This is a genomic window from Gordonia otitidis NBRC 100426 (genome assembly GCF_000248075.1).
In the GTDB taxonomy this organism is placed as follows: domain Bacteria; phylum Actinomycetota; class Actinomycetes; order Mycobacteriales; family Mycobacteriaceae; genus Gordonia; species Gordonia otitidis.
This window is the reverse complement of sequence record NZ_BAFB01000109.1, coordinates 15,953-30,300: the sequence shown is the minus strand read 5'-3', so window position 1 is coordinate 30,300 and position 14,348 is coordinate 15,953. Positions and strand designations below refer to the sequence as shown.

Sequence of the window (14,348 nt, the reverse complement as noted above, 5' to 3'; positions counted from 1 at the left end):
ACATCGCCATGCTGCGCCACGCAACATGATGATCGGGTCGGACGAGTAATGCGCCGTCATCGCCGACCTCGCGTTGCTGGGTCCATTCACGCAGTACGTCGTGGTATTCGCATCCCGTTCCGATGGCGCGGACTGGAAGACCGACTCTGAACTCGCGGGCTACCCGTCGGGCCGCGTCGGCCCAACGGGTACCGTTCTCGCCGACGACGAGGGTGAGTTCGCCGTGCCCGGTGACGTCGATCGTGGAGACCCGGCGTCGACCCTTTTCCACCCAGGCGTGGGGCAGGCGCGCGCCCGGGTGCGTTGTCGGCCGGTAGTAGAGTTCGGGATCGCGATCGTCGGGCGGGTAGTCGGTTCCGTCGTTTATGACGCATGCTGACGAGTACCGTTGTCCCAGTTCGACTCCGTGGGCGTTGAACTGGTAGTTCTGCAGCGCCACAGCGTCGTCGAGTTGGCGACGCCGCGCTGCGCCCTGTTCGGTGCCGGAGAACAGCTCGGCGAGCATCCGCCAGCCGTCTTCCGCCGATTGGCCCGGTTCGAAGCCCAGGGCCTGTGAGATCGGAAGCATGTCGCGGACGCTACGCATCGCACGGTCGACCACCTGCTCGCCGACGGGCTGGCGCTCTTGCGTGTAGGTGTCGAGCAGTGCGGGGTCGGCGTGGCCGCGCAGTACCATGGCGAGTTTCCACGCGAGGTTGAACGAGTCCTGGACCGAGGTGTTCGTGCCCAGGCCGTTCGCGGGCGGATGCCGATGAGCAGCATCTCCGGCGAGGAACACGTGTCCCTTGCCGAAGGTGTCGGCGATGACGTGGTTGATCTGCCACGTGCTGACCGCTTTGATGCGGATGTCGACCGAGTCATCACCGATGGTGGTGCGTGCACGCTCGATGACCGCGGCCTCCGAGGTATCGGGTTCACCGTCTTCGGGGTTGTACATGCACAGCAGCACCCACTCGGTCCACGGTTTCACGCAGATCCACGTGCCGCTTCCGACCCAGTAGTCGTTGCCAGGCTGCGCCATCCAGTAGAGCGTGCCGGGGCGATGCGCTGTGTATTCGGTGAGGTCGGCCTCCAGCCAGATGTTCATTGCAGCACCGAGACCCATCTCGCCACGCAGGCCGAACTCCATCTGTGAGGCCACAGTCGACCGACCGCCGTCGGCGCCGATGACGTACCGGGCGTGCACCCGGTACTCGGCTCCGGTGGTGCGTTCGCGGACGATCACGTCGACGTGGTCGTCGGTATCGCGCACCGATACCGCCTCGGTGTTGAACCGGATCTCGGCACCGAACTCCCGCGCGGCCTGCAACAGAATCGGCTCGAGGATGTGTTGCGGGATGTTGCACACCTGGGTGGGGCTCGACACCTGGTAATCGGCGTGCCGTAGTGTTCCGGATCCCCACGACTTCAGTCGTGCGATCTCGGTTCCGGCGAAACTCGTTGCCCAGACGTTGTTCCCCATGAATTCGTTGGGTACAGCAGCCGCGCGGACGCGGTCCTCGATGCCCAGGTCGCGGAAGACCTCCATCGCGCCCTGGTTGGTGATGTGCGCGCGAGGCGAGTTCGCGGTACCCGAGTACCTGCTCACTGTCAGGGCCGCGACTCCGTACTTCGCGAGGAGTGCGGCTGCGGTCAGGCCCGCCGGACCTGCGCCGACGATCAGGACATCTGTGGTGACGGTTTCCATCGGGGTCGACCTCCGTGGTCGAGAAGACCGGCGTCGTGCCGGAATGCGGATACAGGGTGGGGGCTGCAGGGCAGCCGTCGAGCGGACGCGGCCGGTGGTCGCGGTCCGATCAGTGTGTCGAGTGAGCGCCGGTCATCATCGCGGCCAGATCCTCGGGGGCGAGGAAACTCGGCGGAGGCGGTGGGCCCCAGTTGAACAGTCCGCGGGCGCCCTCGAGGTCTTCCGGCGTCCACAGCGCATCGTCGGGGATGCAATCCATGTCGGAGTAGTACTCGGAGAAGTTGCCGGCGGGATCCTTGAGGTACCAGAAGAAGTTCGAGCCGGCGTGGTGACGACCGAGCCCCCACACGTGTCGTTCCGGATGTCCTTCGAGCATCGCGGCTGCGCCGCGGCCGACGTCGTCGATGTCGTCGACCTGCCACGACGTGTGATGAAGATAGGTGACCGGCGAGTTCATGACGAGAACGTTGTGGTGGTCCTGCGAGCATCGGAGGAACGACCCGTGACCCTTGATGTGGTCGCTGATCTTGAAGCCGAGCCCGTCGACGAAGAATCGGCAGGTCTCCACGTAATCGGTTGATCCCAGGTCGGCGTGACCGAGTTTGTGCGGTGTGATCGGATAGTCCCGGAGCACGCCCGGCGCGCGGCCGAGTCGTTCGATCCGGCCCGGCCCGTTGTACGGCGTCGGTTCGACGCGCGTCTGGTTCAGGCGTGGCAGTACGCGCACGGTTGCACGCAGATCGGCGACCGGCTCGTGCGCGGTCACCTCGTCGCCATGTCGTTGGGCGAGGAACCCCTTCGAAACCAATTCGTGGTGGATGCGATCGATGTCGTCGAGATCGTCAGCCCCGACCGACAACTCGAGCAGGCGGCGTGTCGGAGCCTCGACTATCCGAAGCTGCTCGCCGCCGTCGGTGCTCGACAGCCACCCGTTCGAGGTCGGTGTCAGGCCGAACTCCGTGTAGTAGGCGAGTGTCTCGGCGACGTTCGGAACGCCCACGGTGACCGACGCCAATCTGTGCAGTGACATCGCAGCTCACCGCGTTCCGGCCGGCGAGACGAAACGCTGTGCGATCTCGCCGATGCCGGCGATCCGGGACGTGAGGACGTCGCCGTCGCCGAGGAAGCGCTGCGGGGTTCTGCCCATCCCGACGCCGGAGGGCGTACCGGTGAAGATGACGTCGCCCGGAAGCAGCGGTGTGATGTGGGACAGTCGCGACACCAGTTGAGCGACGGAGAAGATCATCTCCGACGTCCGGCCCTTCTGCATCTGCTCTCCGTTGATGTCGCAACTGAGCTCGAGATCGTCGCGGTCGTCGAACTCGTCGGGCGTCACGACGACCGGGCCCAGCGGAGCGAAACCCGGGTACGACTTACCCAGGCTGAACTGTGGTGGGTGCGCGTTGAACTGTGTCTCACGGTCGGAGATGTCCTGGCCGATCGTCAGCCCTGCCACGTGGTCCCAGGCGTTCGCTTCGCTGACGCGATGCCCCACCCGACCGATCACTGCAACCAGTTCGACCTCCCAGTCGACCTTCGGACCGGTCAGTTCGACGACGCCGACCGGACCTGCCAGCGATGTCCGGTACTTGGTGAAGACCGGCGGGAAGTCGGGGACGTCGTACTTGGACTCCGCTGCGTGCTCGGCGTAGTTGAGGCCGATCGCGAACACCTGCCCCGGCTCCGGGATCGGATTCTCCAGGGTGGCGTCGAAGACACTCCCGGTGGTGGGATCGATGCCCGTCGCCCAGTCGGCGAAGTCGTCCCAGTGGTTGTAGATCGAGGTGACCGAGGGGCCGAATCGGTCGTTGCTGGCCATGGCGACGTCGACTGCCAGGTGCAGGCTTTCGTCGACCAGTACCGCCCGGTTCTCGAGAACTCCAAGACGCATGCTCACTCCTGTGTATTGCTGCGCGCCGGTGCCATGTGGTGATCGGCATCACAGTTGCTGATCTCAGGTCTACCCCGACGTATTCGTGATTGCAATAGATTTTCGAAAATATGGAGATGAGACACTGATGTGTCGATGTTCGGTTAAGGTGGACCCGTGGCGACATCGAAGGCGAAACAGACACGAGGCGACCTCGTCTACGAGCGACTGCGCGGCGACATCCTCGGTGGTCGGTATCTGCCGGGTGATCGGTTGAAATTCGGTGCGCTCGCCGCCGACTGCGACGTGAGTATGAGCGTGCTGCGCGAAGCACTCACGCGGCTCTCCCTCGAAGGACTCGTGACCAACGAGGCCAACGTCGGATACGCGGTCACGGAGATTTCTGTACCCCGACTCCGCGAACTGACCGATGCACGGCTCGAACTCGAGGGGCTGGTGTTCGGGCGGGCGATCGGCGACGGGGACCTCGCATGGGAGTCGTCGGTTGTCGCCGCGCACCATCAGATGGTTGGCACCCGCTATCTGACCGGCGACGAACCCGTTCGGGTGACCGACGACTGGGCTCGGGCGCATGCGGCTTTCCACCGCGCGCTGCTCGAGGGATGCGCGAACAAGAAACTCCTGCAACTGGCCAACGGGCTACGTGACGAAGCCGAGCTCTACCGGCGCTGGTCGCAACCATTGGGGCAGGAGAAGAATCGCGACCTCGACGGCGAGCATCGTCGAATCATGGAGCTGGCACTCGCACGTGACGCCCTCGGCGCCGTGTCCGCACTGCGCGAGCACATCTCGCACACCACGGAGTTGCTCGTCGCGAGCGACATCGCCGTGGACGGCGCCGTCGCGACCTGACCGTATGGCGCGACCTCAGGAGTTCGGCAGTGAGCGCGGGAGGGTCTCGCCCCTGAAGAATGCCGGCTGGCGCACGCGCAGGTACAGCATCACGAACAACCCGAGCACGAGTAGTCCGAAGCCGATGTAGAAGACGAGTCCGACACCGAAAATGGAAGCGCCACTACCGTTGTCGGGGTTCATGCTCTCGCCGACCGAGATGATGAACACGATGATCAGTGCTGCGCCACCCAGGAGTGGGAACAAGAACTTGAAGAAGAAGTTGTGCACGGAGGAGAACAACTCGCGGCGGAAATACCAGACGCAGGCGAACGCGGTGATGCCGTAGTACCAGCAGATCATGATGCCCAGCGCTGCAATCGTGTCGATGAGCGTGCGCTCGGACAGGATGGTCACGACGGTGTAGAAGACTGCCGTGACGACTCCTGCCACGAGCGCTGCGAACGACGGTGACAGGAAGCGTGGGCTGATCTCGGCGACCTTCTTCGGGAACGCCCCGTAACTGCCCATCGCGAGCATGGTGCGTGCAACCGGGAGGAACGTCGTCTGCAGACTCGCGATGGACGAGACGAGGATCGCGGCGAACAGCAGTACGCCACCCCAGCGGCCCAGGATGGGGTCGGCGAGGGCGCCGAAGACGTTCTCGGCGTTGTTCTCGTTGCCCAACCCGACACCGTCGGTGCCGACTCCCGCGTACATCATCACGGCGACCGCGACGAGTAGATACGTGAAAAGAATCGACATCACGCACAGCAGTCCCGCACGTCCCGGGGTGCGCTTGGGATCCTTGGACTCCTCGCCTAGCGTGAGGCACGTGTCCCATCCCCAGAAGGCGAAGATCGACCCGGTGAGTCCGACGGCGAACGCCGAGATGGTCAGCCCCGTGAACGGGTTGAACCAATCGATGTCGAAATGCAGTCCGGCGGGCGCCGATCCGTCAGCGACCTTCACGAACGCGATGATCGCGAAAGCGAACAGCACGACGAGCTGGAACCCGACGAGGACGTACTGGATTCGCTCGCTGGTCGTGATACCCCGCATCGACACCCAGGTGGCGATCGCGAGCAACGCCAATGTCGTGAGGATGTTCACGAGCTTGTTCGTGCCGAGGTCCGCGATCGAGGGTTTGTCGAAGATCTGGGCGATGATCAGGTAGAAGAACTGCACGCCGATCGCCGCGAGATTCGACAACACGATGATCGTGGCCACCACCATGCCCCATCCGCACATCCACCCGACGTAGGGGCCGAACGCCTTGGTCGACCAGGTGAACGACGCTCCGCAGTCGGGGGTGTCGGAGTTCAATTCCCGGTAGGCGTACGCGGTGAGGAACATCGGGATGAATCCGGCGATGAAGATGGCAGGCATCTTGAGGCCGACCGCCGCGACGATCAACCCGATGCTCGCGGTCAGTGTGTAGCCGGGCGCAACCGTCGAGATCCCGAGGATCGCGCCGGAGAAGACGCCGACCTTTCCCGAGGCGAGTCCCTTGCTGCCGGAGTCGACGGTCACCGCGGTCGACGGATCCCCGTTCGGCGCTTGACCATCCGGCGACCCGCTGCTCGGGGCCGGAGTGCTCGATGACGCGTCGTTCGACGAATCGCCGCCGGCCGGTTCGGTCGGGGATTGGTGCGATGTGCTCATCTCTGCAGATCTCCGTGGTTCAGGCGCCGCGGGGGACGACGATCATGGGGACCGCGAGTACCCGCAGCATCTTCGCAGCAGTGGACCCGAGGAACAGATGGAACGGCTGAGCAAGCCGACTCGAGCCGACATAGAGCAGATCGCCCGGCTCCCAGTCCAGCGACGCAGCAGCGTCTTCGACGGTTTTGCCGGTCGCGATCGCGGTCGTGATCGGGTGACCGTCCGGCAGATCGGCGCGCACTGCAGCGACCGTCGTGTCGAGGTGATCGGCGACAGCGTGGTGTGCGTCGGAGTCCTTGTCGTGGTTGTTCGAGATGCCGTTGTCGACGGGAAGCAGGGACAACAGACGCAGCGGAACCCCTGCGCGGGCGCATGCCTGTGTCGCTGCTCGGAGCAGGGCGTCGACTCCGGGGCGTCGACCCACCGCACAGGTGATCCGCGTGACCGGGGCGACCATCTCGCGCATACCTCGTGGTGTCACGGCGACCGGGGTCGTCGACGTGTGGAGGAGATTGGTGACCACCGATCCGAGAGTGTGGCGTCCGAGGATGCCGCCGCCGGACCCGCCCACGACGATCATCGACGAGTTCAGGCGCTCGGCTTCCGTCGAGAGTCCTTCCGCGGTGTTCTCGTATTCGGCGACGTAGCCGGCACCGTGAACCTCGTCGGGCAGGGTATCGAGCGCGTCGTCGAGCCATGTCGTCGCCTGTCGGTCCAGGATCTCCTGGAAGTCTCCCGGAGCGACGGCCTGATCGACGGGAGAAGACGGGGGTACGACGAGGCAGATCTTCAGATCGGCATCGAACGACTGGGCCAGCTGCGCCCCGAGTGCCAGCGCATCCTCGCCGCCGGGTGTTGCCAGATAGGCGACCAGCAGGTTGGGCCGAGTGGTGGTCATGGGCTTGCGCTCCGTTTCGGTCGACACGTGAGGGAGTCCGATGTTCACGGCGGTGGATACACTGTGCGCTGGGCCATCCTCTCCCGCACTAGCCAGAATGTCCTACGCGAGCTGATCGCGCAGGACATACTGGCCAGTTGATCGTCGACCGTGGTGTCGACGCAGCGTCAACTCAGGTGGTGGACCTCCTGCAGGCCGTACACCGGGGTGTCCATGCCCTCGAACCGCGCCTTGAGTTGCAGGGCGAGGTAGAGCGAGTAGTGCCTGGACTGGTGCAGGTTGCCGCCGTGGAACCACAGCCCCGGCTGCTGGGTGGGCTTCCACATGTTGCGCTGCTCACCCTCCCAGGGGCCGGGATCCTTCGTGGTCTCCGACCCGAGGCCCCAGACCTTCCCCACGCGATCGGCGACGTCCTGGCCGATCAGGTCGGCTGCCCAGCCGTTCATCGACCCGTATCCCGTCGCATAGACGACGACGTCGGCGGGGAGTTCGGTGCCGTCGTCGAGAACCACGGAGTTCTCGGTGAGGTGATCGACCTGTCCGTGCGCGAGCTTGATGGTGCCGTCGGCGACGAGATCGCACGCGCCGACGTCGATGTAGTAGCCCGAACCGCGTCGCAGGTACTTCATGAACAGCCCGGATCCGTCGTCACCGAAGTCGAGGTCGAACCCTGCGGCCTCCAACCGGTCGTAGAAGTCCTTGTCACGCTCGCGGATCTGGTCGTAGAGCGGGATCTGGAACTCGTGCATGATCCGGTACGGCAGTGAGGCGAATGTGAGGTCGGCCTTCTTGGTGGTCATGCCCGACGCGACGGCCTGCTCGCTGTAGAGCGCCCCGAGGCCGATCTCCATGAGCGATTCCGAGCGCACGATGTGCGTCGACGATCGCTGGATCATCGTGGTGTCGATTCCGTTCTCCACGAGTGCCTTGCAGATGTCGTGGGCGGAGTTGTTCGCGCCGACGACCACGACGCGCTTGCCGACGAAGCCGTCGGGTCCCGGGTGCTGACTCGAATGGTGCTGCTCACCGGCGAAGACGTCCTGCCCGGCAAACGTGGGAACGTTGGGTTTGCCCGACATCCCCGTCGCGAGGACGAGTTGAGTCGGCGTCAGGGTGAGATGCTCACCGTCGCGTACCACCTCGACGGTCCATCTGCCCGCTTCCTCGTCGTAGGTCGCCGACGTGCACGTCGTCTTCGACCAGTAGGGCACCTCCATCACGCGTGTGTAGAACTCGAGCCAGTCGCCGATCTTGTCCTTGGGTGCGAAGACCGGCCAGTTGTCGGGGAAGGGGAGATACGGAAGGTGGTCGTACCAGACCGGATCGTGCAGGCACAGCGTCTTGTAGCGTCCCCGCCACTGGTCGCCCGGCCGGTCGTGGCTGTCGACGACGATCGCGGGGACACCGAGCTGTCGCAGTCGCGCACCGAGCGCGATGCCGCCCTGGCCGCCACCGACGACGAGTACATACGGTTGGCGGGATCGGCCCAGTTCGGCCTCCTCTGCCTCTCTGCGCTCGGCCCATGACCGCGCGTCGGGGTCGGAACCGTGCACCGCGCCGAGCACCCTGCTCGCCCCACTCGGTTCCTCGTGTCCCTTGAGCTCCTGCAGTGTGGTCAGCAACGTCCAGGCCTCATCGCGATCGCTGCCGCCGGCCGCGGGCCGCAATCGCAGAACGCCGTCACCGCGACCGGTGGCTGTCTCGAAGGACAGGAAAGTGGTCACAACACCGTCGTCCTCGGTCGGTGTCTCCGTCGACGCGAACGATCCGGGGTCGGTGTCGTCGAGTCGCGCCGTGAGCATGTCCGCGAGCTGCTCGCGACCCTCGACGGTCTTCAGGTTCCAGGTGAACGCCACGAGGTCACGCCAGAAACAATCCGTTGCGAACATCCCTGACACCGCCGCGATGTCCCGCGCCCTCAGCGCCGACTCGAAGTCGGCGAGCCACCTCTCGACGCGCTCGGTCGGTGTGCGTGGGTTCGACTGGTCGGGACCGGTCGTCGGTTCGAGCGTCTGGGTCATCGCTGCTCCTCGTGGTGGGTGTCGTTCGTTGTCATCTGGTCCGGGGTGCTGGCGTCGAGGCCGTGTCGGTGAACGCACCCTGTGAGCCACAGCACACTCGCCGTGGAGTGCGGCGTGCAAGGGTTGCAGCGGGTTGCGATGCCCAACCCCTTTGCGACTGGGGTGTGATCGAGAGCACAATCACTGGTGATGTCAGCTACAGCACCCTCCCGATACGGTGAGCCGGCGGTCGGCGCAGGCGACGACCCGCGGCACTACGCCGCGGTCCTCGCCGCTGTCTACGACGCCGCGATGTCGGGTAACCGTCCGCCGGCGCGTCCACGCGACGTGATCGGCCAGTCGTGGGGAAGAGTCCTTGACGCCGGGGTCGATCCGGATCACGGATCGCCCGAACACCTCATCGACGCCGCCGAGCTCGAGGCGCGTCGCAGCGAGTCGCCACTGGCGCTCGTGCTGGACGATCTGACCGGCGGCCTCGACGCGATGATCGCCGACGGCGACAACATTCTCGTGATCGCCGACGCGTCGGGTCGCATCCTGTGGCGTGGAGGGCAGACGCGGGTCCTCCACCGCGCAGATCGCCTCGGATTCGTCGAGGGCGCCGATTGGGGAGAACGCTCCGTCGGGACCAACGCCATCGGCACCGCACTGATGTCCGGGGGACCGGTCCAGGTCTTCTCCGCCGAGCATTTCGTCCGCACCCACCACACGTGGACGTGTGCGGGTGCGCCGATCCGCGATCCACGGTCAGGCTCGCTGCTCGGCGTCGTCGACGTCAGCGGACCCGCCTCGACGATCCACCCGACGACGCTGGCGCTGGTGAGTGCGGTCGCCAAACTCGCCGAATCTCAACTACGCGAACATCATCGACGCCGCCTCGACGAACTGCGCGCGGTCGCGGCACCGATCCTCGCGCGCTCGTCAGGCCCAGCGCTCGCCGTCGACGCCGACGGCTGGGTCGCGGCCGTGGACTCGGTGGCGCCGTGTTCGCGGCTGATCCTCCCGCGACGTCCGGAGCCGGGACGCGCGTGGTTGCATGCCGTCGGGGCGTGCGAGTTCGAGCCACTGCCCGGTGGATGGCTCGTGCGTGTCAGCGACGACCAGGGGCCCGCACGGGCAACGGTCGTCGAACTCGATCTCGACGACCGCCACGCTCCGATGGTGCGCGTCTCGGGCACGGAGGGCTCCTGGACGTATCGTCCGTCGCCTCGCCACGCAGAGATCCTCGCACTGCTTGTCGACCACCCGAACGGGTTGAGTGCGGCCGCCATGTCGGAGGAACTGTTCGGTGCCGACGACCGCACGGTGACCGTCCGTGCCGAGATGTCGCGTCTGCGAAAGAGTCTCGGCGGTCTGCTGGCCGCGAATCCGTACCGTTTCGCAGCAGGGGTCGACGTGAGGGATGCACGGGGAGGGCAGCGAGGGTCCGAGACGCGCGAGGTCTGACGAGCATGGTGCGCTCACCTGATGGGTCATTCGACCGGTGATCGTCGGCGGGTTACGGTCAGGCGTGACGGTTTCGCATGTGGACGGCTACCTACGCAAGATCATGGCCGATTGTGTCGACGATCGGGCGGGGGAGGTGGCCGACTACATCCCCAAGCTCGCGGCCGTCGATCCCGAGGGTTACGGGTTGTCGGTGGCCATGCATGACGGCTACCTCTACTCACTCGGTGATGCGGACACCGCGTTCACCATCCAGTCGGTGTCCAAGCCGCTGACCTACGCCATGGTGCTCAGTCGGCTGGGACCGGTCGAGGTCGATGCGAAGATCGGCGTCGAACCGTCGGGCGAGGCGTTCAACCAGATCAGCGTCGACGCACGGCGTCGGCCCAAGAACCCCATGATCAACGCGGGCGCCATCGTCGCCTCGTCGCTGTTGCTCCCACCGGTCCGCGACGTCGGACCCGAGGTCGTGGAGAAGGTGTTCGATGACATCCTCGCGTTCTACTCGGCATGTGCGGGACGCCAGTTGACGCTCAACGAGACGGTCTTCGAATCGGAGGCCGCGACGGGATCGCGCAATCGCGCGATCGCGTACATGCTCGACAGTTTCGGAGCGCTCGACACCCACCCGGACGCCGCGATCGCGCTCTATTTCCGCCAGTGCGCGATCGAGGTGACCACGGACGACCTCGCGGTGATGGGCACCACGATCGCCTGCGGAGGAGCGAATCCGCGCACCGGCAGGCAGGTGTTCAGTCAGGAGGTCGCACAACGTCTGCTGAGCGTGATGACCACGTGCGGTATGTACGACGCCGCGGGCGACTGGGTCACCGAGGTCGGGATGCCCGCCAAAAGTGGTGTGGGAGGCGGCATTCTGGCGGTACTGCCCGGCCAACTGGGCATCGGGGTCTATTCGCCACGTCTCGACGCCCACGGCAACAGCGTGCGCGGCGTGGACACCTGCGAGCACCTGTCCACGGATCTGGGTCTGCACATGTTCAATGTCACCCGCGAGAGCCGCGTCACTATCAGGGCGACCTACGACATCGCCGACTACCCGGTGGGTGACGACTGGACCGAGGAGGAGCGAAGCTTCCTGCGGACCTGCCGGGATCGCGTGCGGGTGTACGAATTGCAGGGCGACCTGTCCTTCGGTAGCGCCGAGAGCGCGCTACGTCGGGTCGAGGACGACATCGAACGCGTCGACGTGGTGATCATCGAGATCTCGCGCGTCGGCGTGATCGACCCGGTGGCGCGCACCATGATGTTGGCCGTCAAGCGCACCGCCGACGAGAGCGGCAAGCGCGTCGTGCTCGTCGACCCCGACGGTGAGGTGCGCGCCAGCGTCGAGCGCCATCGCTCCGACACGGTCGTTCACAACCTGGCCGTGCCCGAGCAACTGCAGGGGCTCGACCCGACGCTTCCGCATGTGCACCCGTCGATGGTCGACGCCGTCGACGACGCAGAGCACTTCCTGCTCAAGCGGTATCGCAACGCCTGACGCCTTCGGCGTGAGTGAACCCGTGGTTCCACCGGACGTGGCTCGCCACGCGTCAGGGGTTGTGTCGGTCGCGGCGTGCGGCCGCTAAGCTGCCCGGTGTGCGTCTGGTGATCGCGGAATGCCAAGTGGACTACGTCGGCCGACTGACGGCCCATCTGCCGATGGCCAGGCGGCTGCTGCTGATCAAATCGGACGGATCGGTGAGCGTGCATGCAGACGATCGCGCCTACAAGCCGCTCAACTGGATGAGTCCACCGTGCTGGTTGACCGAGACGCAGGTGCCCGACGAGATCGCCGCCGCGCACGAGTCCGTCGAGGCGTATTGGGTGGTCACCAACAAGACAGGGGAGGAGCTGCGGATCACGCTGGCGTCGATCGAACACGATTCCTCGCACGAACTCGGCGTCGATCCCGGTCTGGTGAAGGACGGCGTCGAGGCCCACCTGCAGGAACTGCTCGCCGAGCACGTCGAGACCCTCGGGTCGGGGTACTCACTGATCCGACGCGAGTACATGACCGCCATCGGGCCCGTCGACATCCTCTGCCGTGACGCCGACGGGGCCACCGTCGCCGTCGAGATCAAGCGTCGCGGTGAGATCGACGGCGTCGAGCAACTGACTCGCTACCTCGAACTGCTCAATCGTGACCCGCTGCTGGCACCGGTCAGCGGGGTCTTCGCCGCCCAACAGATCAAGCCGCAGGCGCGCACCTTGGCCACCGACCGCGGAATCCGCTGCGTCGTACTGGATTACGATGCGCTACGAGGCGCGGAGAGTACCGAGTTCCGGCTGTTCTGAGGTCGCAGACCGCGGCGTCGGGTCACTCGCCGGTACTGAACCGCGCCCGCTCGGAGAGAGCACGGTTGAGCAGTTCCGAGTCGTCCGTGTCGGACAACGAGGTGTAGTCGACGTCCTCGGCGGGACGGAGGGTGTCGGGGAAGGTGCCGAACTCCCTCTGGATCTCGGTGAGCTTCTTGCGGACCTCCTCGAACTCGTCGAGTACCCGGGTGCGTGCGTCGTCGGCCTTGGCCGACAGTGCGCGCGAGCCCGCGAGGCGTTCGACTGCGATGTCGCGGGCGGTGTCACGGATCTGCTTGGCCTCCGCGAGTGCCTGCCGTCGTTCTTCGGCGAGTTGCTGGTCGTGCCGCTGACGCTCCTCGGTGCGCGTCTGTTTGCTCTGCCGAGCCAACTCGTCCGCGTCAGCACGCGTTTTGGCGAGCAGCTGTGACGCCTGCGTGCGCGCCGCGGTCATCGTCGCCGTGTGTTCCGCCTCCATCGCTGCCGCCCGTTCGGTACACAGTCGGTCGGATTCGGCGGCATCGGCCTTGGCCTTGCTATGGATCGCCTCCGCATCGGCGCGTAGGTCGGCCGCGTGCTGTTCGGCATCGGCGACGATGCCCGACGCCTTCTTCTCCGCGTCCGCGACGATCGACTCGGCCCGTGCCTGCGCCTCCGACACGGTCCGGTCGGCCTCCTGGCGCGCCACCGAGACCGTCTCGGCGGCTTCGGCACTGGCCTCTGCTCGCATCTCCGAGGCCTCGTCGGATGCGAGTTGGAGCATGCGGCTTAGCCGCTCGCTCATTCCCTGGGCTGTGGTGGGTGGCACCGACAGGGTGTCGACCTCGCGGCGGAGTTCGTCGATGGTCGCGCGTGCCTCGTGCAGATGGGCGGCGAGTTCGTTGGCGTTGGCGGTCGCGGCGTCGCGGTCGGCGGCCAGCACACGCATGTCGGCGTCGACGCGTCGGAATCGTTCGGCGACCTGCTCGCGATCGTATCCGCGCATGACGACGGCGAACGGGAGATGCTGCCTCGGAGCCTGGCTCGACATGGTTCGACAGTCTAGTGGTGCACCCGGTCGAGTGCCCGAGCAGATCAGTCGAATCGCCGAGGAGATCAGTGGTCGTCAGCAGCGTGCTCTGCAGCGGGTTCGACCAGTTCGAGCAGCACGCCGCCTGCGTCCTTGGGGTGCACGAAATTGATCCGTGAATCGGCTGTCCCGCGTCGCGGCTCCGGGTACAGGACTCGTACCCCGGCGCTCGTGAGGCGTGTCATCACCTCGTCGACGTCGGTGACCCGAACGGCCAGTTGTTGCAGACCGGGCCCGTTGCGGTCGAGGAACTTGGCGATCGTCGACGACTCGGACGCCGGGGCCAGCAGTTGAACGACCGCGCCGCCGCCGGCGTTCGCGGGCCCGACCATGGCCTCGTGGACGCCTTGCTCGTCGTTGGTCTCCTGGTGGAGCGTGACGAACCCGAGGTGCTCGGCGTACCACTTCTTGGCCGCCTCGAGGTCGGCGACCGCGATGCCCACGTGGTCGATCGCCACCACGAGGTCGGAGATGAGCGAGGCGGCACCTGCGGATTCGACGGGGGGCACGGATGATGAGGTCGTCATGCGATAAAGGTAACG

12 protein-coding genes are annotated in these 14,348 nt (G+C 65.8%); 4 read left to right on the top strand and 8 right to left on the bottom strand.

Translation table 11 applies throughout. The features are described 5' to 3' along the window. The 3 genes from GOOTI_RS11215 to GOOTI_RS11205 all read right to left on the bottom strand — a co-directional run. A partial coding sequence (locus GOOTI_RS11215) for an FAD-dependent monooxygenase (protein ID WP_007238704.1) occupies positions 1-1,687 on the bottom strand: 1,687 nt, incomplete at its 3' end. A gap of 109 nt (positions 1,688-1,796) precedes the next feature. Next, positions 1,797-2,717, bottom strand: a complete 921-nt coding sequence (locus GOOTI_RS11210; RefSeq protein WP_007238703.1) for a VOC family protein — start codon at positions 2,715-2,717, stop codon at positions 1,797-1,799. 6 nt (positions 2,718-2,723) lie between these two features. Further along, on the bottom strand, positions 2,724-3,578 hold the full coding sequence (locus GOOTI_RS11205) for a fumarylacetoacetate hydrolase family protein (RefSeq protein WP_007238702.1): 855 nt from the start codon (positions 3,576-3,578) through the stop codon (positions 2,724-2,726). A 156-nt stretch (positions 3,579-3,734) separates the two neighbouring features. On the opposite strand from GOOTI_RS11205, the gene GOOTI_RS11200 reads away from it, so the two are divergent. After that, positions 3,735-4,430, top strand: a complete 696-nt coding sequence (locus tag GOOTI_RS11200) for a GntR family transcriptional regulator (RefSeq protein WP_007238701.1) — start codon at positions 3,735-3,737, stop codon at positions 4,428-4,430. 15 nt (positions 4,431-4,445) lie between these two features. Here the strand turns inward: GOOTI_RS11200 and GOOTI_RS11195 are convergent, their stop codons facing one another. The 3 genes from GOOTI_RS11195 to GOOTI_RS11185 form a co-directional block, all read right to left on the bottom strand. Continuing rightward, complete coding sequence (locus GOOTI_RS11195) at positions 4,446-6,074, bottom strand: APC family permease (protein WP_083835900.1); 1,629 nt, start codon at positions 6,072-6,074, stop codon at positions 4,446-4,448. A gap of 19 nt (positions 6,075-6,093) precedes the next feature. Then, complete coding sequence (locus GOOTI_RS11190) at positions 6,094-6,972, bottom strand: universal stress protein (RefSeq protein WP_007238699.1); 879 nt, start codon at positions 6,970-6,972, stop codon at positions 6,094-6,096. A gap of 167 nt (positions 6,973-7,139) precedes the next feature. Beyond that, positions 7,140-8,993 (bottom strand): NAD(P)/FAD-dependent oxidoreductase, encoded by a 1,854-nt coding sequence (locus tag GOOTI_RS11185; protein ID WP_007238698.1) that lies wholly within the window; start codon positions 8,991-8,993, stop codon positions 7,140-7,142. 186 nt (positions 8,994-9,179) lie between these two features. On the opposite strand from GOOTI_RS11185, the gene GOOTI_RS11180 reads away from it, so the two are divergent. From GOOTI_RS11180 to nucS, 3 genes are all read left to right on the top strand, one after another. Then, positions 9,180-10,439, top strand: a complete 1,260-nt coding sequence (locus GOOTI_RS11180; protein ID WP_007238697.1) for a helix-turn-helix domain-containing protein — start codon at positions 9,180-9,182, stop codon at positions 10,437-10,439. A 64-nt stretch (positions 10,440-10,503) separates the two neighbouring features. Beyond that, entirely contained in the window at positions 10,504-11,940 is a 1,437-nt protein-coding gene (gene glsA, locus GOOTI_RS11175; protein ID WP_007238696.1) for a glutaminase A, read from the top strand. A 98-nt stretch (positions 11,941-12,038) separates the two neighbouring features. After that, positions 12,039-12,737, top strand: coding sequence for an endonuclease NucS (gene nucS, locus GOOTI_RS11170; protein WP_039993959.1), 699 nt, complete (start codon positions 12,039-12,041; stop codon positions 12,735-12,737). Positions 12,738-12,759: 22 nt separating this feature from the next. On the opposite strand, the gene GOOTI_RS11165 is transcribed toward nucS, so the two are convergent. Both GOOTI_RS11165 and mce read right to left on the bottom strand, forming a co-directional pair. Then, positions 12,760-13,767, bottom strand: coding sequence for a coiled-coil domain-containing protein (locus GOOTI_RS11165; protein ID WP_007238694.1), 1,008 nt, complete (start codon positions 13,765-13,767; stop codon positions 12,760-12,762). Positions 13,768-13,832: 65 nt separating this feature from the next. After that, complete coding sequence (gene mce, locus GOOTI_RS11160; RefSeq protein ID WP_039993958.1) at positions 13,833-14,333, bottom strand: methylmalonyl-CoA epimerase; 501 nt, start codon at positions 14,331-14,333, stop codon at positions 13,833-13,835. Positions 14,334-14,348: the final 15 nt, after the last annotated feature.

Coding starts and splice junctions, on each gene's coding strand:
- GOOTI_RS11185 (WP_007238698.1), bottom strand. CDS start 8,993: ATGACCCAGACGCTCGAACCGACGACCGGTCCCGACCAGTCGAACCCA.
- GOOTI_RS11190 (WP_007238699.1), bottom strand. CDS start 6,972: ATGACCACCACTCGGCCCAACCTGCTGGTCGCCTATCTGGCAACACCC.
- GOOTI_RS11165 (WP_007238694.1), bottom strand. CDS start 13,767: ATGTCGAGCCAGGCTCCGAGGCAGCATCTCCCGTTCGCCGTCGTCATG.
- GOOTI_RS11205 (WP_007238702.1), bottom strand. CDS start 3,578: ATGCGTCTTGGAGTTCTCGAGAACCGGGCGGTACTGGTCGACGAAAGC.
- mce (WP_039993958.1), bottom strand. CDS start 14,333: ATGACGACCTCATCATCCGTGCCCCCCGTCGAATCCGCAGGTGCCGCC.
- GOOTI_RS11195 (WP_083835900.1), bottom strand. CDS start 6,074: ATGAGCACATCGCACCAATCCCCGACCGAACCGGCCGGCGGCGATTCG.
- GOOTI_RS11210 (WP_007238703.1), bottom strand. CDS start 2,717: ATGTCACTGCACAGATTGGCGTCGGTCACCGTGGGCGTTCCGAACGTC.